The 21541-nt window shown below is 45.6% G+C and carries 23 protein-coding genes; 14 read left to right on the top strand and 9 right to left on the bottom strand.

All coding sequences use genetic code 11. The annotated features are described in order from the left end of the window. Positions 1-4: 4 nt before the first annotated feature. Complete coding sequence (thiE, locus tag B092_RS0103715) at positions 5-670, bottom strand: thiamine phosphate synthase (protein WP_018573900.1); 666 nt, start codon at positions 668-670, stop codon at positions 5-7. A gap of 143 nt (positions 671-813) precedes the next feature. Between thiE and B092_RS0103710 the strand changes: the two genes are divergently transcribed. The 7 genes from B092_RS0103710 to B092_RS0103680 are packed head-to-tail and all read left to right on the top strand — an operon-like array spanning position 814 to position 5634. Further along, positions 814-978: a rubredoxin gene (locus B092_RS0103710; RefSeq protein WP_040608084.1), complete on the top strand. Its 165-nt coding sequence runs from the start codon at positions 814-816 to the stop codon at positions 976-978. A gap of 3 nt (positions 979-981) precedes the next feature. Continuing rightward, a complete protein-coding gene (locus B092_RS0103705; RefSeq protein ID WP_018573898.1) occupies positions 982-1584 on the top strand; it encodes a YqgE/AlgH family protein in 603 nt (200 codons plus the stop codon). A gap of 13 nt (positions 1585-1597) precedes the next feature. Further along, on the top strand, positions 1598-2032 hold the full coding sequence (gene ruvX / locus B092_RS0103700) for a Holliday junction resolvase RuvX (RefSeq protein ID WP_018573897.1): 435 nt from the start codon (positions 1598-1600) through the stop codon (positions 2030-2032). Positions 2033-2083: 51 nt separating this feature from the next. Beyond that, positions 2084-2635, top strand: a complete 552-nt coding sequence (gene pyrR, locus B092_RS0103695) for a bifunctional pyr operon transcriptional regulator/uracil phosphoribosyltransferase PyrR (protein ID WP_018573896.1) — start codon at positions 2084-2086, stop codon at positions 2633-2635. After that, on the top strand, positions 2628-3581 hold the full coding sequence (locus tag B092_RS0103690; RefSeq protein ID WP_018573895.1) for an aspartate carbamoyltransferase catalytic subunit: 954 nt from the start codon (positions 2628-2630) through the stop codon (positions 3579-3581). Before pyrR ends, B092_RS0103690 begins: the two co-directional genes overlap by 8 nt. Beyond that, positions 3581-4873 (top strand): dihydroorotase, encoded by a 1293-nt coding sequence (locus tag B092_RS0103685; protein ID WP_018573894.1) that lies wholly within the window; start codon positions 3581-3583, stop codon positions 4871-4873. The genes B092_RS0103690 and B092_RS0103685 overlap by 1 nt, the downstream gene beginning before the upstream one ends. Beyond that, entirely contained in the window at positions 4870-5634 is a 765-nt protein-coding gene (locus B092_RS0103680) for a lysophospholipid acyltransferase family protein (RefSeq protein ID WP_018573893.1), read from the top strand. The genes B092_RS0103685 and B092_RS0103680 overlap by 4 nt, the downstream gene beginning before the upstream one ends. A gap of 17 nt (positions 5635-5651) precedes the next feature. Here B092_RS0103680 and B092_RS0103675 read toward each other — a convergent pair whose 3' ends face one another. The 5 genes from B092_RS0103675 to mpl all read right to left on the bottom strand — a co-directional run bounded on the left by B092_RS0103675 (position 5652) and on the right by mpl (position 12640). Further along, the gene (locus B092_RS0103675) at positions 5652-6599 is read right to left on the bottom strand and encodes a symmetrical bis(5'-nucleosyl)-tetraphosphatase (protein WP_018573892.1); all 948 of its coding nucleotides are present in this window, start codon (positions 6597-6599) and stop codon (positions 5652-5654) included. Further along, the gene (lptG, locus tag B092_RS0103670) at positions 6592-7743 is read right to left on the bottom strand and encodes an LPS export ABC transporter permease LptG (RefSeq protein ID WP_018573891.1); all 1152 of its coding nucleotides are present in this window, start codon (positions 7741-7743) and stop codon (positions 6592-6594) included. The genes B092_RS0103675 and lptG overlap by 8 nt, the downstream gene beginning before the upstream one ends. 44 nt (positions 7744-7787) lie before the next feature. Further along, positions 7788-10589: a shikimate dehydrogenase gene (gene aroE / locus B092_RS0103665; protein ID WP_018573890.1), complete on the bottom strand. Its 2802-nt coding sequence runs from the start codon at positions 10587-10589 to the stop codon at positions 7788-7790. Between the two features lie 66 nt (positions 10590-10655). Further along, a complete protein-coding gene (locus B092_RS0103660; protein ID WP_026253577.1) occupies positions 10656-11228 on the bottom strand; it encodes a YqiA/YcfP family alpha/beta fold hydrolase in 573 nt (190 codons plus the stop codon). An 11-nt stretch (positions 11229-11239) separates the two neighbouring features. Continuing rightward, positions 11240-12640 carry a UDP-N-acetylmuramate:L-alanyl-gamma-D-glutamyl-meso-diaminopimelate ligase gene (mpl, locus tag B092_RS0103655; protein WP_018573888.1) on the bottom strand — a complete coding sequence of 467 codons (1401 nt, stop codon included), beginning with the start codon at positions 12638-12640 and terminating at the stop codon, positions 11240-11242. A 107-nt stretch (positions 12641-12747) separates the two neighbouring features. Between mpl and B092_RS0103650 the strand changes: the two genes are divergently transcribed. The 7 genes from B092_RS0103650 to B092_RS0103620 all read left to right on the top strand — a co-directional run bounded on the left by B092_RS0103650 (position 12748) and on the right by B092_RS0103620 (position 18655). After that, positions 12748-13371, top strand: coding sequence for a TlpA family protein disulfide reductase (locus B092_RS0103650; RefSeq protein WP_018573887.1), 624 nt, complete (start codon positions 12748-12750; stop codon positions 13369-13371). A gap of 107 nt (positions 13372-13478) precedes the next feature. After that, complete coding sequence (aroQ, locus tag B092_RS0103645; protein WP_018573886.1) at positions 13479-13913, top strand: type II 3-dehydroquinate dehydratase; 435 nt, start codon at positions 13479-13481, stop codon at positions 13911-13913. Between the two features lie 31 nt (positions 13914-13944). Further along, the gene (accB, locus tag B092_RS0103640; RefSeq protein WP_018573885.1) at positions 13945-14424 is read left to right on the top strand and encodes an acetyl-CoA carboxylase biotin carboxyl carrier protein; all 480 of its coding nucleotides are present in this window, start codon (positions 13945-13947) and stop codon (positions 14422-14424) included. A 34-nt stretch (positions 14425-14458) separates the two neighbouring features. Further along, positions 14459-15820, top strand: coding sequence for an acetyl-CoA carboxylase biotin carboxylase subunit (accC, locus tag B092_RS0103635; protein ID WP_018573884.1), 1362 nt, complete (start codon positions 14459-14461; stop codon positions 15818-15820). 103 nt (positions 15821-15923) lie between these two features. Next, entirely contained in the window at positions 15924-16838 is a 915-nt protein-coding gene (gene prmA, locus B092_RS0103630) for a 50S ribosomal protein L11 methyltransferase (protein ID WP_018573883.1), read from the top strand. A gap of 48 nt (positions 16839-16886) precedes the next feature. Next, positions 16887-17702 (top strand): DUF3426 domain-containing protein, encoded by an 816-nt coding sequence (locus B092_RS0103625; RefSeq protein ID WP_018573882.1) that lies wholly within the window; start codon positions 16887-16889, stop codon positions 17700-17702. A 2-nt stretch (positions 17703-17704) separates the two neighbouring features. Then, positions 17705-18655 carry a carbohydrate kinase family protein gene (locus B092_RS0103620; RefSeq protein ID WP_018573881.1) on the top strand — a complete coding sequence of 317 codons (951 nt, stop codon included), beginning with the start codon at positions 17705-17707 and terminating at the stop codon, positions 18653-18655. A gap of 89 nt (positions 18656-18744) precedes the next feature. On the opposite strand, the gene B092_RS0103615 is transcribed toward B092_RS0103620, so the two are convergent. The 3 genes from B092_RS0103615 to gltX form a co-directional block, all read right to left on the bottom strand. Then, complete coding sequence (locus tag B092_RS0103615) at positions 18745-19314, bottom strand: YggT family protein (RefSeq protein WP_018573880.1); 570 nt, start codon at positions 19312-19314, stop codon at positions 18745-18747. Positions 19315-19497: 183 nt separating this feature from the next. Then, positions 19498-19914 carry a histone-like protein 2 gene (locus tag B092_RS15355; protein WP_115148536.1) on the bottom strand — a complete coding sequence of 139 codons (417 nt, stop codon included), beginning with the start codon at positions 19912-19914 and terminating at the stop codon, positions 19498-19500. Positions 19915-20003: 89 nt separating this feature from the next. Beyond that, the gene (gltX, locus tag B092_RS0103605) at positions 20004-21407 is read right to left on the bottom strand and encodes a glutamate--tRNA ligase (protein WP_018573878.1); all 1404 of its coding nucleotides are present in this window, start codon (positions 21405-21407) and stop codon (positions 20004-20006) included. Positions 21408-21541: the final 134 nt, after the last annotated feature.

The raw sequence follows: 21541 nt of genomic DNA, 5'->3' as shown, positions 1-21541 counted from the left end.
AAAATTAAAATAAACTGCTGAGATATTGAGCGGTTGCTTGAATGTCGTCCGATTCAAATAAACCGCTGATGACAGCGATGCTGTCGGCTCCTGCGTGGATAACTGAGGCCGCATTGGCTTGATCAATGCCGCCAATGCCTACCAGTGCCGGTGCCTTATTTGCTGCCATGTCGCTATCCCGCAGATAGGCTTTGGTTTCAGCAAAGAGTGCCAGTGGCGCAGACACGGCGTCCGGTTTGACCATGGAGCTAAAAAGTGCACCAAAGGCAAGGTAATCGACCTCATCGTTAATCGCTTGCTTGGCCAGTTCCATCTTATTGTAGCAACTTACGCCGATGAGTAAATTCTGTCCTTGTTCTGCGCAGGCTTTTCTTAGCTCCGCGACACTGCCATCGTCTCGACCAATATGGATGCCGTCTGCTTTACAATCCAATGCCAGCTGTACAGAATCATTAATAAAGAATTGACAGTTGTATTGGTGACAAATCTCTTTGGCTCTAAGCGCTAAGGTTAATGATTCGGCTGCGCTCAAGCTCTTTTGACGCCACTGTAAAATACGCATGCCGCCTCGACAAGCTTCTTCGATTGCCGTCAGAAGGCGACTGTTATCCTCCCATTCGGGAGTGATGCCATAAAGGCCCTTAGCAAAGTGAGTATTTAATTGGCTCATAATTCATCGGTCAGAATGGTTGGGACGCCCGAGTGAGCGAACCGTTCATTAAAAAATAGAAAGTATTTAGTGTTTTTTAGAATGATAACAGTACAATTAAGTCATATCAGCTGATATTTGTTAATTGATTTTTTCTTATACTGATGAAAACTTGGATGTGTTTAGTTTGTGGTTGGGTTTATGACGAAGCAGAAGGTGCGCCTGATGACGGTATAGCCCCCGGTACCCGTTGGGAAGATGTTCCCGAAGATTGGATTTGTCCCGAATGCGCTGCTCGCAAGGTGGATTTTGAGATGGTGGAAGTTTAATTTATGACACATAATAAAGAAAACTCGTTAACGAAGCCCCAGGATATAGATGACTTTACTAGCCTAAAAGGTCAGTTTCTTTTGGCGATGCCAAGTGTTGATGCCGGGGTCTTTAGTGGCAGTGTCGTTTACTTAGTTGACCATTCGCCTGACGGTGCGGCCGGTGTGATTATTAATCGTGCAACGGATGTTGAGCTCAGCGAATTAGTGGAACGTTTTGAGTTGGAAAGCACGACTGATCTGGCAGAGCAGTGGGTCTTTTTTGGCGGACCGGTGCAGCCAATGCGTGCGTTTATATTGCACCCTCCATTTGCTTCAGATGAAGAAGAGGCGCATGATCCAGAGGTGTTAGAGCTCAATAACTCACGCGAAGTGTTGCAGGATTATTTGCAGGGACAAGGTCCTGACAAGGCGTTTATTTGTTTCGGGTATGCCGGTTGGGACGGAGGTCAGCTGGAAGAGGAGCTACACCAAAATGTCTGGCTAACTATTCCCGCCAATCATGATCTTATCTTTAAACATCCGGTCCACGATCGCTATCGCGCTACCTTAGCCATTTTGGGCATTGAGCTGAGCAATTTATCGTCACAAATTGGTCATGCTTAAGAGCTGACAGCCTATGAAAGAAATACGTTATTTAGCCTTTGATTTCGGTTTAAAAAAAATTGGTGTTGCAGTAGGTGACTCACTTTTAAGACATGCCCGTCCACTGAGTACCCTGATATCTGAAACTAAGCAGCGACGCTTTGAGCAGGTTGAGGCGATTTTAAACGAGTGGCAACCGGATCAGGTCATTGTCGGCCTGCCTTTAACCCTTGACGGAGAAGAGCAGGCGGCATCTATGCATGCGCGTCGTTTTGCCAATCAATTACATGGTCGCTATGGTCTGGAGGTGATCTTAGTAGAAGAGCAAAACTCGAGCATGGAAGCACAGCAACTCATTCGCCATTTGAAGCAGGTTGACGCTAGGCAGGCGCGCCGATTTAGCGATGAGGATGATGCGGTAGCTGCTGCAATTATATTGCAGCGTCATTTAGATGGATTGACATCTTAAGTGCTAAAATATCGAACGAAAAAATAGTGATTATTTAATTCAGGAACCATCATGCAAAATGAATCCCCTAAGCTGCAAAGAAGCTTAGAAGAACTGCCAAAAGCTGAAGAGCTTTACAAGCGTCTCAAAGCCGGTGTGGCCAATTTGATTGCCAAGCACTCGGCAGAAGAAGTGCACTTGGTTGGTATCTACTCAGGCGGCGCTTGGCTCGCTGAACGCCTCAAGGAGGATTTGGCGCTGACCACCAGTAATGCCTTAATCAATACCAGTCTGTACCGTGATGATTTTCGTAAGATAGGTTTGCATGGTCAAAAGCAGCCGACGTCAGTGCCTTTTGATGTGAGCGATAAGCATCTTATTTTAGTGGATGATATTTTGTATACCGGTCGCAGTGTCAGAGCGGCGATGAATGAGCTCTTTGATATTGGTCGTCCGGCGAGTATTGCCTTGGCTGTTTTGCTTGATCGGGGCGGTCGTGAGTTGCCGATTCAGGCGGATGTGGTTGGTGAGGTGTTTGAACTGCCAAATACTCAGCGCTTTGTGCTGTCACAAAATGAAGAGTCTATTTTTGATATGTCTTTAAAAGAGGTCGAAGATGCTTAATCCCCAACTTAATAAGCATGGTGAGTTGACGCATTTGCTTAGTACCGAGGGACTGCCGTATGAGGTGCTGATAAATATTCTTGATACGGCAGAAACATTTGTCCCCTTAGCGGATCGGGATGTTAAAAAAGTGCCGATCCTGCGCGGTAAGAGTGTTTTTAATCTATTCTTTGAAAACTCGACACGAACGCGTACGACCTTTGAGATAGCGGCAAAGCGCTTATCAGCCGATGTATTTAATTTAAATATTAATGCGTCTTCTACGTCAAAGGGTGAGAGCTTATTAGATACGATTGCGAATCTGACCGCCATGCAAGCGGATATTTTTGTCGTACGACATCAAGCCAGCGGGGCACCTTATTTGATTGCTCAGCATGTGGCGCCTCATATTCATGTAGTTAATGCCGGTGATGGGCGACATGCTCACCCGACGCAGGCTTTATTGGATATGTATACCATTCGTCATTTTAAAAAGGATTTTAGCCAGTTAACTGTGGCGATTGTCGGTGATGTGGTGCATTCGCGTGTTGCACGTTCAAATATCCATGCCTTGAGTACGTTAGGAGTACCTGAAATTCGTGTGATTGGTCCTCAGACATTAATTCCCGGCGATTTAGCGCATATGGGAGTGCAGATATACCATGATATGAATGAGGGACTGCGTGGGGTTGATGTGGTGATTATGTTGCGCATTCAAAATGAACGTATGGCCGGTGCGTTGTTACCATCATCCCACGAGTATTTTAAAAACTATGGCTTAACCATGGAAAAGCTGGCTTTGGCCAAAGATGATGCGATTGTTATGCATCCCGGTCCGATGAATCGAGGGGTGGAAATTGCTACCGATGTGGCAGATTCGCCGCAGGCCGTGATTTTGGATCAGGTCACCTTTGGGATTGCAGTACGTATGGCGGTGATGAGTATTGTTGCAGGAGCATCTGAATAATGAAGATTTTAGTTAAAAACGGTCGCTTAATCGATCCTAAAAATAAAATAGATGCCGTGCATGATATTGCCATTGCCGGACAGCGTATCGTAGCTATTGATCCGGATGAGTTTGATGCAGATCGCGTGATTGATGCCAGTGGCTTAGCGGTTATTCCCGGCTTGGTTGACTTGTCGGTGCGCCTGCGCGAACCGGGTTACGAGCACCGGGATACCTTGGAAAATGAGCTGATGGCAGCGCTCTCTGGGGGTGTGACGCGTTTGGTGTTGCCACCGGACACGGATCCCACGCTGGATGAGCCGGGGTTGGTAGAAATGCTTAAGCATCGGGCTCGGGCTTTGAATCAGACGTATGTTTATCCATTAGGTGCGATGACAGAGGATCTAGAGGGTGATCAACTCACCGAGATGAGTGAATTAACCCGTGCTGGTTGTATCGCCTTTTCTCATGCTAACCGGCCTTTGCCGGAACTGAGTATTTTGAAGCAATGCATGCAGTATGCTCAGAGTTTTGGTTATAGCTTATGGTTAAGGCCGCATGAGCGTAGTTTAACCGGCAATGGGGTTGCTGCCAGTGGTGAGGTAGCTTCACGTTTGGGTTTGAGCAGCATACCCGTACAAAGTGAAACAATTGCTTTGCACGCTTTATTTGAATTGCAGCGTAGTATTGGCGTGCGTTTACACCTGTGCCGTGTTTCTAGTGCTCAAGGGATTGAGTTGGTACGTCAAGCCAAGGCCGAAGGCCTGCCGGTCACTTGCGATGTGTCCATTAACCATGTGCATTTGACTGATGTCGATATTGGTTTCTTTGATAGTAATTATCGATTAGATCCGCCTTTACGTGGTCAGCGTGATCGTGATGCGATTACCCAGGGCTTACTTGATGGCACGATTGATGCGATTTGCTCTGACCATATTCCACTCGATGATGAGGATAAGCTAGTCCCATTCGCTGAAGCGCAACCTGGGGCTTCCGGTGTGGAATTGCTATTTTCATTGGTTTATAAGTGGGCCAAAGAAAATAATATTTCTTTACTGGACGCGCTGACCAAGGTGACATGTGAGCCGGTTTCTATCCTACAAAAGGCAGCGCCGGCGTTCTCTTCGTGCGGTCAGTTATCTGTCGGATCTCCAGCGGATTTGGTGCTGGTTGATTTGGAGGAGTATTGGACGGTTGACCGCGAGAGTTTATTGAGTCAAAGCGTGCATACGCCATTTGTTAATTATCAAGTGCCGGGTCGAGTTAAACTAACTATAGTTAGTGGTCGGGTGATGTGGGAGAAAGAAGAGTGATTCTAATCAGAGCACTACGTTTTATTACTCGATTAGTGTTGCTTGTTCTATTAATCCTTTTTGGGCTTATCTTAACCGGTTTGATCTTTCCGATGCTCAGTCAGAGAGCACGTGAGCGCAGCATTCAAGTGTGGTCAAGGCTGTTGATTCAGGTGCTGGGGGTGAAGGTTAAGATTGAGGGTGCACCGATACAGAATAGTGCCGTGATGCTGGTGGCAAACCATGTTTCGTGGATTGATATCTTTATCTTAAATAGTTGTCGTACCACTTTTTTTGTCGCTAAAAAAGAAATTAGAGATTGGCCGATTGTGGGGCGTTTAGTAGTCTTAACCGGCACGATTTTTGTCGATCGCTCCAGTCGTTCAGCGATGCGTGGCGTCAATAAAGAGTTAAATGAGCGCTTCTCCCTGGGCATGTGTACCGGGCTTTTCCCGGAAGGTACAACATCTGACGGAATGGGCGTCAAAAACTTCTTTGGCGGTTTATTAGAAGCTCCACTAAAGGCTCAGATACCAATTCAGCCAGTGGCCATTTTGTTCTACCATCAGGGGCAACGAAGTCCTTTTGCCTCTTTTATTGGTGATGAAACCTTAGTGCACAACATATGGGTTTTATTGAGTAATTTCGGTATTTCGGTCACGGTCAGGTATTTAGAGCCGATCACTCGACTAGGCGAAGTCAGTGAACTTAGCCGCAATGAAGCAGCTAATTTAAGTCATGAACTGATCAAAGCTGAGGTTGAGCAGAGCCAAGCACAGTAAAACGACAGCTATCAGGATTAGCTGTTTTTCACAGTCCAGATTTTTGGGGATAGCGCTTCGACACTATCTTCAAAATAAGGAATCTGTATCAGCTTACGATCATTTAGTCGTATAGCCGTCAGGCGGCCACCCCATACACAGCCCGTGTCTAAGGCCAGTAAATGGGGGCGGATGAGTAATCCCAGTGTTGACCAATGACCGAACACAATCGTGGTGTCAGCCGTCTTACGATTAGGTAGTTCAAACCAAGGCAATACCTTTTCTTTGTGATGGAAGGGGTGCAGTTGTGGTGCGCCCTTATAGGCAAAGTCCATCGAACCATTGAGGTGGCACATGCGCATACGAGTCAGGGCATTAATCACAACCCGGCGACGTTTGCTGCCTTTAAATGAGTCATCCCAGTAATTGGGCTCATTGCCAAAGACATCGGCCAGTTTCTGTTGCCAGCTATTGCTTCTTAATACTTTTTTGGATACTTCTTCCGCCAGCTCCATGGTTTTCTCGGCTGTCCAAGCCTGTATCACACCGGCATGAACCATCAAATGGTCATACTCATAATGAGCTAATGGACGGTGGCGTAGCCATTCGATATAGTCATCGCGATATTTTGACTTTAAAATACCATTGATGGTGTCTGTGGAATGCTCCTTTCTGAAACCTGCGGCAACAGCTAGGCAATGAATATCGTGGTTACCTAAAATGGTGATCGCTCGATCGCCAAGCTCCATGATGCGTTTGATTGTTTTTAAAGAGCCTTTGCCACGGTTAATGATGTCACCGGCAAACCATAGCTTGCAGTTAGGATCATCTCTAATTTCCGGATGCTCTAATAAGCTCTCCAGCTGGTCGTAGCAGCCCTGGACATCGCCAATCGCCCAAATATTGGGCATGGTCAGGGTGTCCGCATGAGAGCGGTTAGCATCGATTTGAACTGTTATCGTTGGCGTTTGAGATTTTTTAGGCATGAGCTTTAGAATTTGGGCGATTCTTTCTTTCTATCAAGTAAAGGGCAACACTCGCTATCACCAACGCAATTGTATTGGGTGCGAGTGCTGTTAACCAAGGCGGCAAGTTGTTGAGCATGCCGATATTGAGTGTTAGTTGGTTGATCATAAAAAAGACTACGCCAATTAAAATACCGCCAAAAACTTTTAATCCGGCACCACCTTTGCGCGTTTGCATAAAGCTGATGGGGGCAGCTAAGGTGATCATCACAAGTAGCGTAAAGGGATAAACACCCTTACGCCATAAAGCGACAACTTGACGGTTGGATTGTAGGTGATTTTCATCTAAGTATTGGATATAGTCCAACAAACCCAGGATAGACATGCGATCGGGTTCCAGCTCACTCGCCAGTAAGCGCTCCTGTGTCAGACTGGTGTCAATGGTATAGCTTTCTAACTGCGTTTGCGTGCTTAAGGGCTCTAGCGGTGCGTCCGGATTGCTGAGCGCTGTCTCTAAGTCAAACTCTGTATGGATTAACTGAAGGTTGAATAATTGCAGTTTGTTTTCTTGGAAGCTACCTTTATCGGCCAGCAGCAGCTCTTTAAACTTACCACTTACATCAAAATTGTAAATCCGAATGTTTTCAACGTCTGATTCAGAGTTGATTTGACCAATATTAATAAATCTAAGCTCGCCTTGATTGGCCGGTTCTCTGAACCAATAGCCACTATTCATGCGTGCACCACTGCTTTTACCCAGTAGTTGTAAATTGATTTGACCGGTTTTAGACTCGGCATAGGGGGTAAGCCCTTCGGAGAGAATAAAACCGAAAATCATGATTGGAATGGTAGCGATCCACAACATGCTCAATAAATTACGACTACTGACGCCGGATACCCTCAACACGACTAATTCATTGCGTTGGGCTAAGCCGGCCAGTGCGATAATTGAGCCAATTAATAGAGCGATAGGCAGCAGCTCATAGAGCCTCGTCGGTATCTGCAAAAGCTGCATACCGATTAGGGCACTAAAGGTGAAACGCTCGTTCACATTGTCGAGGTTATCAATCATGTCAAAGAACATGAATAAGCCGACTAACACGAGCGTGACAGCAATGGTGCTGCGATAAATTTCGCTGGCAATATAGCGACGAGCTGTTTTCATAGTTTTTTTGCTGAAGAAAAAAGGTATTTTAGCCCATTCTTTGGCTACTGATCAGCTTGCATGGCTTGACGCAATTCGCTAAGAACTTTAGCGGCATCAGCTTCCACCTGATGCCAAATTTTAAAGCTTTCCAAGCCTTGTCCTACCAGCATACCCAATCCGTCGAGTAAATGTTCCGCGCCATAGGCTTTGGCTTGCTCTAAAAAAGCGGTGCTGCCATTTGCGTTGTAAACCATGTCATAGGCTAGAGCGTGTTCTGCAAAGATAGTCTCAGGAAGAGGGAGACTGCTTTGCTCTAGGCTACTGGCGCTGGAATTAATGACGATATCCCATTGTCTAGGAATATCTGCTAAACCACTTGATGTGATTCGGGTCGTGGGTGTCGCAAGGTGTTTAGCCTGTTCTGCTAACTCATCGGCTTTAGCTGCCGTACGATTGGCGATGTGTAACGCGTCACAGCCGGCTTCTAATAAAGGCAGTAGGGCGCCTCTGGCTGCACCTCCGGCGCCAATCAATAGCACGTTTTTGCCGCGAATAATATGGCCATGATTGTGGATGTCGTTCACCAAACCAATGCCATCGGTATTGTCACCGTGGATTGCTCCGTCCTCGTACCATAGTGTATTGACCGCTTGTGCTGCTTGAGCTCTGGGCGTTAAATTGCTTTTAGCGAGCTCAAAGGCATCGATTTTAAATGGAATAGTTATATTTAAACCGCGACCACCTTCTTCAAAAAATTGCTTTACCGTCTGAGCGAATTCATCAGGCTGTACTTCTACCTTGTCATATTGCAATGCTAAATTGCTTTGTTTGGCGGCTAGGGCATGTAAGGTAGGAGAAACGCTTTGTGCGATAGGATAGCCATAGACCGCACAGCGAACGGGTTCATCAGTCATATCATCGCTCACTTCATCTGTTTCATCGGTGGTGTGTTGATCGTTCGTGTTGATAGGTGCAGAGATAAACTCAATAAAACGAGCGTCGGCACTTAGTTTAAGCAAATTAATATCATCAATCTGAATGTTGACAATACTGCCACGCTCGTAGTCGTCGATTAATCCATCGACCAGCAGGGTGAGCGGTGCAATGCTTAAGCGCACTAAGTTTTCTCGTATCACTGAAGCTTCAGCCTCTTTGATGTCTTGTTGTTGCAACCAGCGTAAAGCCCAGAAGCGTTCGACCGTATCTTGGAAGTTACGCCACTGCTGAATCAGTGTGTCAAAGCTTGTCATCACCACTAATAAATCCATGTCCTTTGGTTTATAAGGAGCAACAAGCGGGGCCGATACACCATGCTCAATGGCACAAATTAATTGTTGTTGATTTAAAAGATCAACATAGCGACGCAGCGGCGAGGTCATCCAAGCGTATTGAGGGACCCCCATACTTTGGTGCGGTACGGCGTGGGTGGTTTGCTTGGCGCGACCATATTGTTGGCTACGATAAATACCGGGGATACGTAAGTTGTTGAGCATACCGGACCACACGACATTGGTGTAAATCATCATTTCACCAATCAATAAATCGATAGGAATATCCCGGCGACGTGGAATTAACTCAATCTCAGCCTCTGGATCTTGCCAATCACCATGCAGCACAAAGCTGTATTCATGACCTTTGTTGCTCTCAGGATAGCCTCGCACCTCGTCACGTTTTGCTGAGAGCTGGCGAGTGAGACGCCAGAATGGGCGAATCAAGAAGTCGTAAGGAAAAGTGACCGTGTCGCTGTCCAAATTTTCTGCGGTGACTACGTTGTCATCAAACATAGAAAGACGCAGATTTTCTTTGACTTTAATGCTTTCAATCTTGCTATCGTTGCTGATAATTTCACCTGTTGCCAGATTGGCCACGATATATAGGGAAATGCATGGTTTGACTTCACCCGCATTAAGAGAAAAGGCGTTAATAACATTTTCTCCCTGCATGGTGATTTTTTTACCGGGCAGATAAATAGTTGACATGCGTTTGCGCGCAGCCAGATCAAGTGCAGAGTCTTTAGTGACTGCAAGAGCAGGAGCGGCGATATGTATGCCGAACTGATATGTCTCATCTTCTAAGTGCTTCAGTGAAAAAGCATCATCAATTTCAGTGGTAAAGTCATTATCTATCGAATAAGCTTCAACTTCAGCTAAGGGTGGTTCCGGTAGGGTCGGGAGAGCCAGCTCGGGCGTTTCGTAACCTTTTGGAAAATACTTTTCTAAAAAGCCCGCGAGCGTGATATCTAATTCATTTTTATAAACACCCAGTTTTAGGAGCATTTCTTTGACATTGAGGGCGCTACGCGAGAGTGCGTTTTCAAATGCTTTCCACTCCAGGGTGTTTTTATTAGGTGAGCTTAGAAAGGTTTTCGCCGCGTCTGCCATTTCTTCCGGCAACTCAAAGCGAACTAACGCGTCAGTCCACTGTGCTTGTTGTTCGTCTTGTAAACGTTTCTTTTCAACAGCGGCCAAAGCGGCCTCTAAAATCTCAGGAGGCGCAGCGCGATACTGTCCCTTGCCGCGGCGGTGAAAATAGATTGGCGCGGCGTGTAACTGTATTAATATGGCAAGCTTTTCAATAATCGTGGGCTCATGACCGTAGTAATCAAGAGCGAACTCCTCGGCTCTAAAATCCTCTTGTGGCGCAAACTCCCATAAAAAACTGGCATCAAGCTCATTACCCAGCTCTTCAGCTTTGGTCATGATGTCAACTAGGGGATAAGGCGCTTTTTCAAATTCAAATATCACTTGATTACGTTTGACTTTACTACGTTTGCCGGTGCTTAGTTCAATTTGATAATTGGCTTCGGTTGCGGATAGGACTCGGGCGACTTTAAATTGACCGCCTTCTTCGAAAATAACATTCATTAGTTACAACTCTGTTTGTCTTGACTGCTTGTTTAGCTTCTGGTGGATTAAAAAGAGACTGCTTAATTAAGTGTACTGGGCAAAGGCTAATATGTCTTCGAGGTAGTCACTAAAACAGTCAAAACTATGGGTGGCACCTGGCACGATAATTTGCTTAGCGCCATCATAGCGCTTAGCCATTTCTTGCCAATCCAACACTTCATCGCGGTCACCTGCCAGTAAGAAATAGCGTTTGGCAGTAATGTTGGGTTGGTATAAAGCTTCTAATTCGTACAAATCAGTTAAGCTAAATTCAAATGGGCGGTCATCATGAAAATAGGTCATTGGCCCCAGTTGTGTGGATAAGTCACGCGTGGCATAAGTTGCCGGGTTGATCAATACTGCTCGGCAGTCATGTTGTTCTGCTAAAAATGTAGCATAGTAGCCGCCCAAGGACGAGCCGATGATGGTTAGGGGGTACGTCTTATCATGGTGATTGTGAATGATCTCAGTGCATAGTGCGATCGCCTCAGCGGGTGATGAGGGTAGTTGCGGCATGAAAAAATGCTCAGCTAAACCGCGATCGGCCATCGCTTTAGCCATTATCTGGACTTTCATAGACTGAGGTGAAGAACGAAATCCGTGTAAATATAAAATCATTATCTGTATTTTTAAGAATATTTTTGCTTTAATTTAGCAATTAATTTGTCGTGAAAACCGCCAAAACCACCGTTACTCATGACCAATATATTATCGCCCGGTTCCGCTGTCGTTGCCACCGCATCGACGAGTTGTGAGATATCTCGATGGACATGAGTGGGTTGTTGCATATCGGCAAAGACGCTGTCGGTGTCCCATGTGATGCTGTGCTTGCCCTGAGTTTCGTTATAGCAAAAAACCACATCTGCGAGTTGCAAAGAGGTCGGTAGTCGTGCCGACATCGTGCCCAGCTTCATTGTATTGGAGCGAGGTTCCAACACGGCAATAATGCGGGCATCACCGACCTGCTTACGTAAGCCTTCGAGGGTTGTCGTAATCGCGGTAGGGTGATGGGCAAAGTCATCGTAGATAGCGACATTATTAATGGTATCGCGCAATTCCATACGTCGCTTAATACCGGCAAATTGCTGCAGTGCTTCGCACGCCAGAACGGGATCGACACCGACGTGATCTGCAGCGCTAATGGCCGCTAAGGCATTTTGTACATTATGCGTGCCAATCAAAGACCATTTAACCTCTGCGATGACTTGCTGTTTATGCAGGACTTGAAAGTGGCTGCCTGAGGGCTCGATTAAGCGATAATTCCAAGCGTTGTTGTCAGCATGGGTCGTCTCGGCACCGGCACCTAGCGACACCTGTTCACTCCAGCAACCCATATTAATGACTTCCTGAAGAGCCGTTTCGGCTGCCGGATAAATAACGCGGCCGACGTGAGGCACGATACGTACTAAATGGTGAAATTGCTTTTGGATAGCGCCTAGATTTTCAAAAATATCGGCATGATCAAACTCTAAGTTATTAAGAACAGCCGTGCGAGGACGATAATGAACAAACTTTGAGCGCTTATCAAAAAAGGCTGTATCGTATTCATCTGCTTCAATGACAAAGTATTTCTTTGTGCTATCAAAATGTGCGGAAATACCAAAATTCTCTGCGATACCACCAATTAAAAAATTCGGCTCAAGACCGGCATAGTGCAAAATCCACGTTAACATGGACGAGGTGGTGGTTTTGCCGTGCGTACCTGCTACTGCTAATACATGTTGTTGGGCTAAAACCTGTTCGCCAAGCCATTGAGGACCGGAGGTATAGGCTAAACCGCGGTTTAAAATCTCCTCCATCAGAGGGTTGTCGCGACTGACGACATTACCGACAATAAAGAGATCCGGCTGCAGATCGATTTGTTCTGCGCCATAACCCTCGATTAACTCAATACCTTGCTCCTCTAATTGGGTGCTCATTGGCGGGTACACCGCCGCGTCACAACCCGTCACTTTATGGCCCGCTGCGCGTGCAATGAGAGCCAGTCCACCCATAAAGGTGCCACAAATACCTAGAATATGAATATGCATAAAAATTTCTCCTGCGGGCTACTATTTTAAGCATTTTATGAAGTCTGCCGCTATGCTCGCTCTATTATGGCTAAAATCAGCTTGTTAAATACTCCTTATTGAGACTGATGGCTATTTTTAAGAGCAGGAAATTTTTTAGCAAAGAGGGTTTAATACGTCGATTTAAAAGTGTCGTCGGTAGGATTGTTACTCTATCTATTGTGGCGGCTGGCTTTGTACTAATCGATACCATGGCTCCGGAGCAAATGGCCAGGGCACAAACTCAAGCTAAGCCTAGACTACAAGCGATGAGCATTACAGATGTTGATGCTGAACGTTTGAATCATTTACTCACTACTCCTTTAAAAGACTTAGCGGGTGAGGAGCATCAGATTAGCGACTACCGAGACAAGATTGTCATTGTCAATTTTTGGGCTAGTTGGTGCGCTCCGTGCGTTGAAGAAATGCCGGATTTAGAGGGTATTAATCGGAATTTCGACAAGGTACAGGTCATTGGCTATAGTGTTGATACAGAGCAAAATATCCACCGTTTTTTATCGAAAGTGCCTGTTGATTTTCCTATACTTATCGGTGAGCCGACCGCGATAAGCTTAATGAGAAAATTAGGTAACCCGAGTGGCGGTTTGCCCTTTAGCCTTGTCTTTGCACCTGATCATAAGCTTGCTTATAAGATTATTGGCCAACTTGATGTCGAGGAGTTGAGAGCTAAGTTAGTGGAAATGGGTGCTTAGTCAGCCTTTGTATTCGCTCTTCTTTTCTATTAGAATAGAAGAATTTAATGGACAAAAGCTGCCTTTTGACGTTAAATTAACGGATTGTCAAAAATTTAAACGGCGTTATGCGTATTTTAATCATTAATGGCCCTAACTTAAATATGTTGGGTTTGCGTGAGCCTGAGGTATACGGCGCCCAGACTTTAGCGAGTATAGAGTCTGAAGCGCAGCGTTTGGGTGCTGAGCTTGGGCTTAGTGTCCAATGCATGCAGAGCAACTCCGAGGGTGAGTTGGTTACTCGTATTCAGCAGGCGCGCGGACAGATTGATGGCATGATTATCAACGCCGGGGCTTATACCCACACAAGTATTGCAATACGTGATGCATTGGCAGCCGCTGAGGTGCCTTTTATTGAAGTACATATATCCAATGTGTATGCGCGCGAACCATTCAGACACCAATCTTATCTGTCAGATAGAGCCATTGGTGTGATGTGTGGTTTGGGCCCTTTTGTGTACGAAGCTGCATTGCGTTATTTTGCTCAAACAACAAAAACTTAAAATTAAAACTTAAGGACTACGGGATACCCTTATGGATCTTAGAAAATTAAAAACACTTATTGACCTAGTAGCAGAGTCAGAAATCTCTGAGCTTGAAATCACCGAAGGCGACGGCAAGGTCAAGATTGTTAAGTCAAAGCCACAAGCTGAGACAACAATTTATTCACCCATGGCTATGCCGGCAATGTACCCAGGCGCGATGGCTGCTCCTCAAGCACAGGCGGCTGCTCCAGCAGCTCCAGTGGCTGAAGCAGAAGCAGCGCCGGAACAAGAAGAGGGTTATGTTGTTAAAGCACCGATGGTAGGTACTTTCTATCGCGCACCGAGTCCTAACTCGCCGGCTTTCGTCGATGTGGGCAAGCGTGTCAACGAAGGCGATACGCTATGTATTATTGAAGCGATGAAGCTGCTTAATGAAATCGAAGCGGATGTTAGCGGTGTCATTAAGAAAATCCTTGTTGAAAATGGTGAGCCCGTTGAGTTTGGTCAGCCATTGTTCATTATTGCTTAATCGCCTTATCGTTCAATAATCGGTTGAATAATTTATGTTTGAAAAAGTACTAATAGCCAACCGCGGCGAGATCGCTCTGAGAATTCAGCGTGCTTGCCGTGAGTTAGGTATTAAAACAGTGGTTGTGCATTCTGAAGCAGATCGCGAGGCTAAGTATGTTCGCCTAGCTGATGAGTCTGTATGTATTGGCCCGGCGCCGGCTCAAGAGAGCTATTTGCACATGCCGGCTATCATTGCTGCTGCAGAGGTGACAGATGCTGAGGCAATTCACCCGGGTTATGGTTTCTTAGCAGAAAATGCAGATTTTGCACAGCGCGTTGAAAAAAGTGGCTTCGTGTTTATTGGCCCTCGTCCTGAGTCGATCGTGATGATGGGTGATAAGGTCAGCGCCAAGCAAGCCATGATTCAAGCCGGTGTGCCGGTAGTTCCTGGCTCTGAGGGTGCGCTGAGTGACGACCCGGATGAGATCCTAGAAACGGCACGTCGCGTCGGTTTGCCGGTTATTATTAAGGCAGCCGGTGGTGGTGGCGGACGTGGGATGCGCGTTGTTAATCACGAATCTGATTTGATTAATGCGGTGCAAATGACTCGTGCCGAAGCAAAAGTGGCTTTCGGCAATCCCGAAGTCTATATGGAGAAGTATCTCGAAAAACCTCGCCATATTGAAATTCAGATCTTAGCAGATGGTGAGGGCAAAGCAGTCTGGTTAGGCGAACGTGATTGTTCGTTACAGCGTCGACACCAGAAAATCATGGAAGAAGCACCGGCTCCCGGCATTGATCGTGATCTGATTTATCGGATTGCTGAGCGCTGTGCCGAAGCGTGCCGTCAGATGCGCTATAGAGGTGCGGGCACCTTTGAGTTCTTATACGAAAATGAGGAGTTCTACTTTATTGAGATGAACACTCGTATTCAGGTAGAGCATACGATTACTGAGTGTATTACCGGTATTGACTTGGTTCAAGAGCAGATTAAAATTGCCGCAGGTGTGCCTTTTACTCTTAAGCAGGAAGATATTCATATCTTGGGGCATGCCATTGAGTGCCGTATCAATGCTGAGGATCCCTATACCTTTATGCCTTCTCCTGGTTTGGTGACCAAGTGGCATACTCCAGGTGGTATGGGTGTACGAACAGATTCGCATGTGTTTTCAGGCTATCGTGTACCGCCATATTATGACTCCATGATTGGTAAAATTATTACCTATGGTCAGGATCGTAAGCAAGCTATCGCACGTATGGATATTGCTTTGTCGGAGATGGTGGTTGAGGGTATCAGTACCAATATTCCGCTGCATCGTGAGTTATTGCATGATCCCGTCTTTATCAAAGGCGGTATGGATATTCATTACTTAGAGAAGAAATTAGCTGCACGTAGCAAAAAATCAGCTGATTAAACTCTTTTTAGCGAATGATTAACTACTCAACCTTCGGGTAATGAAGCCGGGCTAAGACTCGGCTTCTTGGTTTTTAGATTAAATTTAAGGGGTACTTATACTTATGCGCGAATTGATCATTCATGGTAATGAAGAGATTGCCGAAGATATATCAGATTTTCTATTGGATCATGGTGCATTATCAGTTTCTGTTGAAGACGCTGATCGTGATACTGATGATGAGCAGCCTCTCTATGGTGAACCTGGTATGGAGTTGAGTACCTTTGCTTGGCAGCGTAATAATGTGATTGCCTTACTGGACGATGACACTGATGTGCAGGCCTTATTGCTGTCTTTAGCTGTCGAGTTTGGCGAAGATGAGTACACGGTAGCAAGCTTGGTTGATGTTGAGGATAAGGACTGGGTGCGTGTCACTCAAACTCAATTTGATCCGATGAAGCTTGGAGAGCGCATTTGGATTGTCCCCAGCTGGCATATGGATAGTCATGATGTGCTTCAAATCCGTCAAGACAAATCAAATATGGTGATTCAGTTGGACCCCGGGATGGCTTTTGGTACCGGCTCTCATGCGACAACACGTCTGTGTGCAGAGTGGCTAGAGCAGCATCCACTGGCTGGAAAATCTGTGTTGGACTATGGTTGCGGTTCCGGTATTTTGTCTATTATCGCTGCTAAATTGCAGGCCTTAGATGTGCTTGGTGTTGATATCGATCCTCAGTCTGTCGAAACAGCTCGCGGCAATGCACTGATTAATCAATGTCAGATTTACTATGGTTTACCAAACGAGTTGCCCGAAGGTCGTTACGATGTCGTTGTGGCTAATATCTTAGCCAATCCACTAAAAGCACTTGCTCCCTTATTGTCGAATCGCGTGAAGCCGGGAGGTTCGCTTGTTTTGTCAGGGATTTTAGAAGGGCAGTATGAGCAGCTCATTGCTTTTTATCGACCATGGATTCAGCTGGAGGTATGGAATGCCGATGAGGGTTGGGTCTGCTTGCATGGTATTGCAGATGCTTAGCATGTAAAGTCAACCATCACAGAGTCTGACCGTTAAAGTAAAACGCCTATGAAAACTCATTGCCCTGAATGTGATACTGTCTTGAGCGTAACACCCGAGCAATTAAAAGCGCGTGGGGGAAAGGTGCGTTGTGGCGTTTGTCACACCGTGTTTAATGCACTGGACTACGCGGTGAGCCAGCAGTCGTCCTCTCGATATGCTGTCCGTCATGAGCATAAACATGAGTATGAACATGAGCTATATCATGACGATGCCTATGATGATCGTGTTTACCGAGATGAGCCCTATATAAGAGACTCATTAGATGATGACCGTGTGTTGCACGATGATGTTGATGAAGACTACTATGTGAGGTCAAATTCTCGGCGCCGAAGTGGGGGCGTTTTTTGGGTGTTAGCGGTATTTATCCTGCTGCTTGCCTTGGTGCTGCAGGGTGCGGTTGTTTTTCGTAATCAAATCGCACACTACTTCCCATCCAGTCGAGCAGTCTTAATACAGCTTTGCTCGGTTGCTCGATGTGAGCTGGGTGGAACCCGATCAATCGAACAGTTTGTGCTCAAAAACGTGTCTCTTAATATACGTCGCGATGTACCGGCAGACAGCACGAAGACAGCGCTTGTTTTACAAGCAACCTTAGTTAACAAAGAGAATATCCCGGCTGAATGGCCGTCACTTGTTTTGAGTCTTAAGAATGAACGTGGGCAGCTTGATAGGCAGCGTATTATTGAGCCTGAAGAGTATGTGGTGTCAGAATTAAGAATGCGCCCGATGGTGGCATTGTCAGAGTACGACATCCGCTTGCATTTGAATCTGCTTGGTACAATGGCCACAGCTTATGAATTAAAACCTTATTACGAAGAGTAGTTATGTCAGAACAACTAAAAGAAGTCCTTATCTGCGGCTCCTTAGCCTTTGATACCATTACCCGTTTTGATGGGTATTTTAAAGATCATATTAAACCTGAAAGTATTCATAGTTTGAGTGTGTCTTTTTTAGTGCCGTCAATGCGCAAAGAATTTGGTGGCTGTGCAGGTAATATTGCCTATAATTTGAAATTGTTGGGTGGTTCGCCTGTGCCTGTTGCTGCCGTCGGTAGAGACTTTGGTGATTACCAGCAGCATTTTACAGACTTGGGTATTGACCAGCGCGGCATTCAGATAATAGATGAGGTCTTTACTGCACAATGTCATATCACGACGGATTTGTCTGGCAATCAAATTGCTGCTTTTCACCCTGGTGCAATGAGCCTAGCAGCGGAAAATGATATTAGTCAAGAAAAAGCAGTTTGGGCGATTGTTGCGCCTGACGCCAAGGATGCGATGTTTAAGCACGCCCAACGCTTGCAAGCAGCAGGAATTCCTTTTATCTTCGATTTAGGTCAAGCCATGCCATTATTCGATGGTGAGGACTTACTAAAAATGATCAGCATGGCACGCGTGCTCACCGCTAATGATTATGAAATGCGAGTGATTGAAGAGCGTACCGGTAAGCGTGTTGAAGAGCTTGCAGAAGGTCTGGAGGCAGTGATTGAAACTCGAGGGGCTGAGGGATCGATTCTTTATCACGAGGGTCAAAAAATCACGATTAAACCTGTTCCTGCCGTTGCCATTGAGGACCCTACCGGTTGTGGTGATTCGCACCGAGCCGGTGTGCTTTACGGGCTTGCTTCCGGTTGGTCATGGGAAGACAATGCGCGCTTAGGTAATGTCATGGGCTCTATTAAAATAGCATCAGACGGTCCGCAAAATCACCGTCCTAGCTTAGACGATATTCAGCGTATTTTTATCGATAATTACGACAGTAATCCTTGGGCTTAATCCCATATACTGTTTACTAAATAACAAGGCCTCATAGATAGATTGTGAGGCCTTGTTTGTGTGTGGTTGCTAAGAGCTTAATCAATTAATTAAATTAAATATTGAAATATAGGCGAACTGAAGCTTCTTATCCCTACTAATAGGATTTGACAAATAATCACTAAGACTAAAGGTGATAGGTCAATGCCTTGCATTTTGTTTAGAACCGGTAGACTGCGGATGGGTGCTAATACCGGTTCAAGTAAGGCCCTAAATAACGTCATGGCAGGCGAAAGAGGATTAACCCAAGACATGATGGCATAAAAAAGAGTGAGCCAAAAGACCAGGTTTAGGATGTTTTTTGCTAAAACAAGTAGCGCTTCCAGTGGGATATAAATCAGCACGGCGCCTAATTGCCCGCCCATAATTAAGAGTAAGGTCAGCAGTAGTTGGACTGCGCACGTGAGATAGGCAGCAACCAAAGAACCTATGTCAACATACCTTGTACTCGGGAGGGCTTTTCTTAGCGGCACAACGAGCCAATTAGTCAGTTGTGTCACATTAGAAACCAAGGGATTAAAAGCGGGGATACGTAACCAGTAAAACCATGCGCCTAACAATAAGGCAGCGCAGAAGAGGGTGCATATAATTTGAATTAAAAGCAAAAGCATTGAAGTCATAGGTGTAAATCTCTTTTGTGCTGTGTTTGGTTAATAAAATTTGGTTGCCTGCATTGAAAAATAAATGAGCCGACTGGTTAGTCGACTCATTATTCGCACGCAAGGAAAATGAATCTGATCCATATTTTAGCAGATCGATTCAAGCCCTTGATTTTAAATCCGCAGATTTAACTTGCTGAGTGATTACTCACTCGCGTTATTTTTGCCTACCGGGAATGGCCATTTAGGCTCAGCAGAATCAATTGCCACACTAACCTTTCGTGTCACCACTTTCTTAGTGGCGACCGGTGGATTACTGACTGCTTTTTTTGCCGGCGTCTTTTTGGTAGTTACTTTTTTAGTTACACTGGCCGCTTGCTTCGTAGCTGCTTTTTTCACTACCGTTGTTTTAGTCGTCGCTTTTTTAGCTGCTGTTTTTTTGCTGGCAGTCGACTTTGTTGTTGCCTTCTTAACCGCCTTTTTTGCGGTTGTTTTAGTTGCTTTTTTTACTGCTTTTTTAGCGGCAGTTTTTTTGCTTGCTGCTGTCGTTTTAACAGCAACAGAGTCAGAGGTAACGTCTACCTCTGCTGTTTTAGTAGCGGTTTTTTTGCTAGTAGCCATATGAACGCTCCTTTAAATTTTAAGTGCTTTGACTTAGCTTAAGATTACTGTATTTCTTATGATGAGTCACTGATATTTAAGGTTTACAACTACAAAACCTGATTAAGACGCTCTAAAACCACATCGCGACCTAAAAGAGCCAAAACGGCATCAACAGACGGGGTTTGTTTTTGGCCGGTGGTAGCCACACGGATAGGAATCCCTAACGCCGGCATCTTAACGCCTTTTTCATTGAGTGTATCTTTAATCGTGGACGCTAACGTATCAACCGACCAGTCATCAAGTTTTTCTGCGCGAGCTTTAAAATCAGCCAATATGTCTAATGCATCACTTGTTAATACTTGAGCGCGGAGCTCCTCATCTGCTTCTTTAAATGGTGCAAAAAATAGCATGGCGGAGTCAGCTAATTGTTCCAGCGTCTCGGCACGGTCTTTAAATAAATTTAAAACCGCAGCAACATCAAAGCCGTCAGTATTGCCGTTACGAGCCTCAATACGTGGCTGTACGGCTTGAACTAATTCCTCATCATTAAGGTTTTTAATGTAGTGGCTGTTAATCCAGTTAAGTTTTTTAGGATCCCATTGTGCAGCGGCTTTACTTAAGTGATCCGTATTGAACCACTCGGTAAATTGCTCACGACTGAAAATTTCATCATCACCGTGACTCCAGCCTAAACGGGCTAAGTAGTTAATCATGGCGTCAGGCAGGTAGCCGTCGTGGTGATACTCCATGACACTGACAGCGCCATGGCGTTTGGAGAGCTTTTGACCGTCAGGACCTAAAATCATCGGCAGGTGGCAGTAAACGGGTATTTCTGCGCCTAAGGCTTGTAAAATATTGATTTGACGAGGCGTGTTGTTGACGTGGTCATCGCCGCGAATAACATGCGTGATGCCCATTTCCCAGTCATCAACGACAACGCAGAAGTTATAGGTAGGCGTACCATCAGGACGTGCGATGATCAAATCATCTAATTCACTATTGGCAATGCTGATAGGGCCTTTGACCATATCGTTCCACATGACGCTACCATCGAGTGGGTTTTTAAATCGCACGACCGGCTGACGGTCAGCAGGGATCTCGCCTAACGTTTTACCGGGTTCCGGGCGCCAAGTGCCGTCATATTTGGGCTTAAGGCCTTTTGCTCGGGCAGTCTCGCGCATCGCTTCAACTTCTTCCGGTGAGCTATAACAGTAGTAAGCTTTGCCTTCGTCTAATAGCTGCTGAATATATGCTTTGTAGCGGTCAAAGCGCTGAGTCTGATAATAAGGGCCCTCATCATGATCCAAACCCAACCACTCCATGCCTTGCAAAATAGCTTCTACCGCTTCGGGAGTAGAGCGCTCTAAGTCAGTGTCCTCTATTCTTAGTACAAACTGACCTTGATGGTGGCGGGCAAAAGCCCACGAAAATAAAGCGGTGCGAGCACCACCTAAGTGTAAATAACCTGTTGGAGAAGGTGCAAAACGAGTTTTAACGTTGGATGTTGTCATGATTTTTAAAGAATTTTATACACAAAAGCGCCACTTGTGGAGTAGCGGTGTTCTTGGTTTGAATTGTAAGCTTTACATTGTAGAATATGAATATCATACCATCAACAACGACCTTAGCTGCTTTTGAGTCAGGG

It is taken from the genome of Oligella ureolytica DSM 18253, from assembly GCF_000373745.1.
Lineage (GTDB): Bacteria > Pseudomonadota > Gammaproteobacteria > Burkholderiales > Burkholderiaceae_B > Oligella > Oligella ureolytica.
The sequence above is the reverse complement of the archived record's forward strand: the minus strand, read 5'-3'. Positions and strand labels throughout refer to the sequence as shown.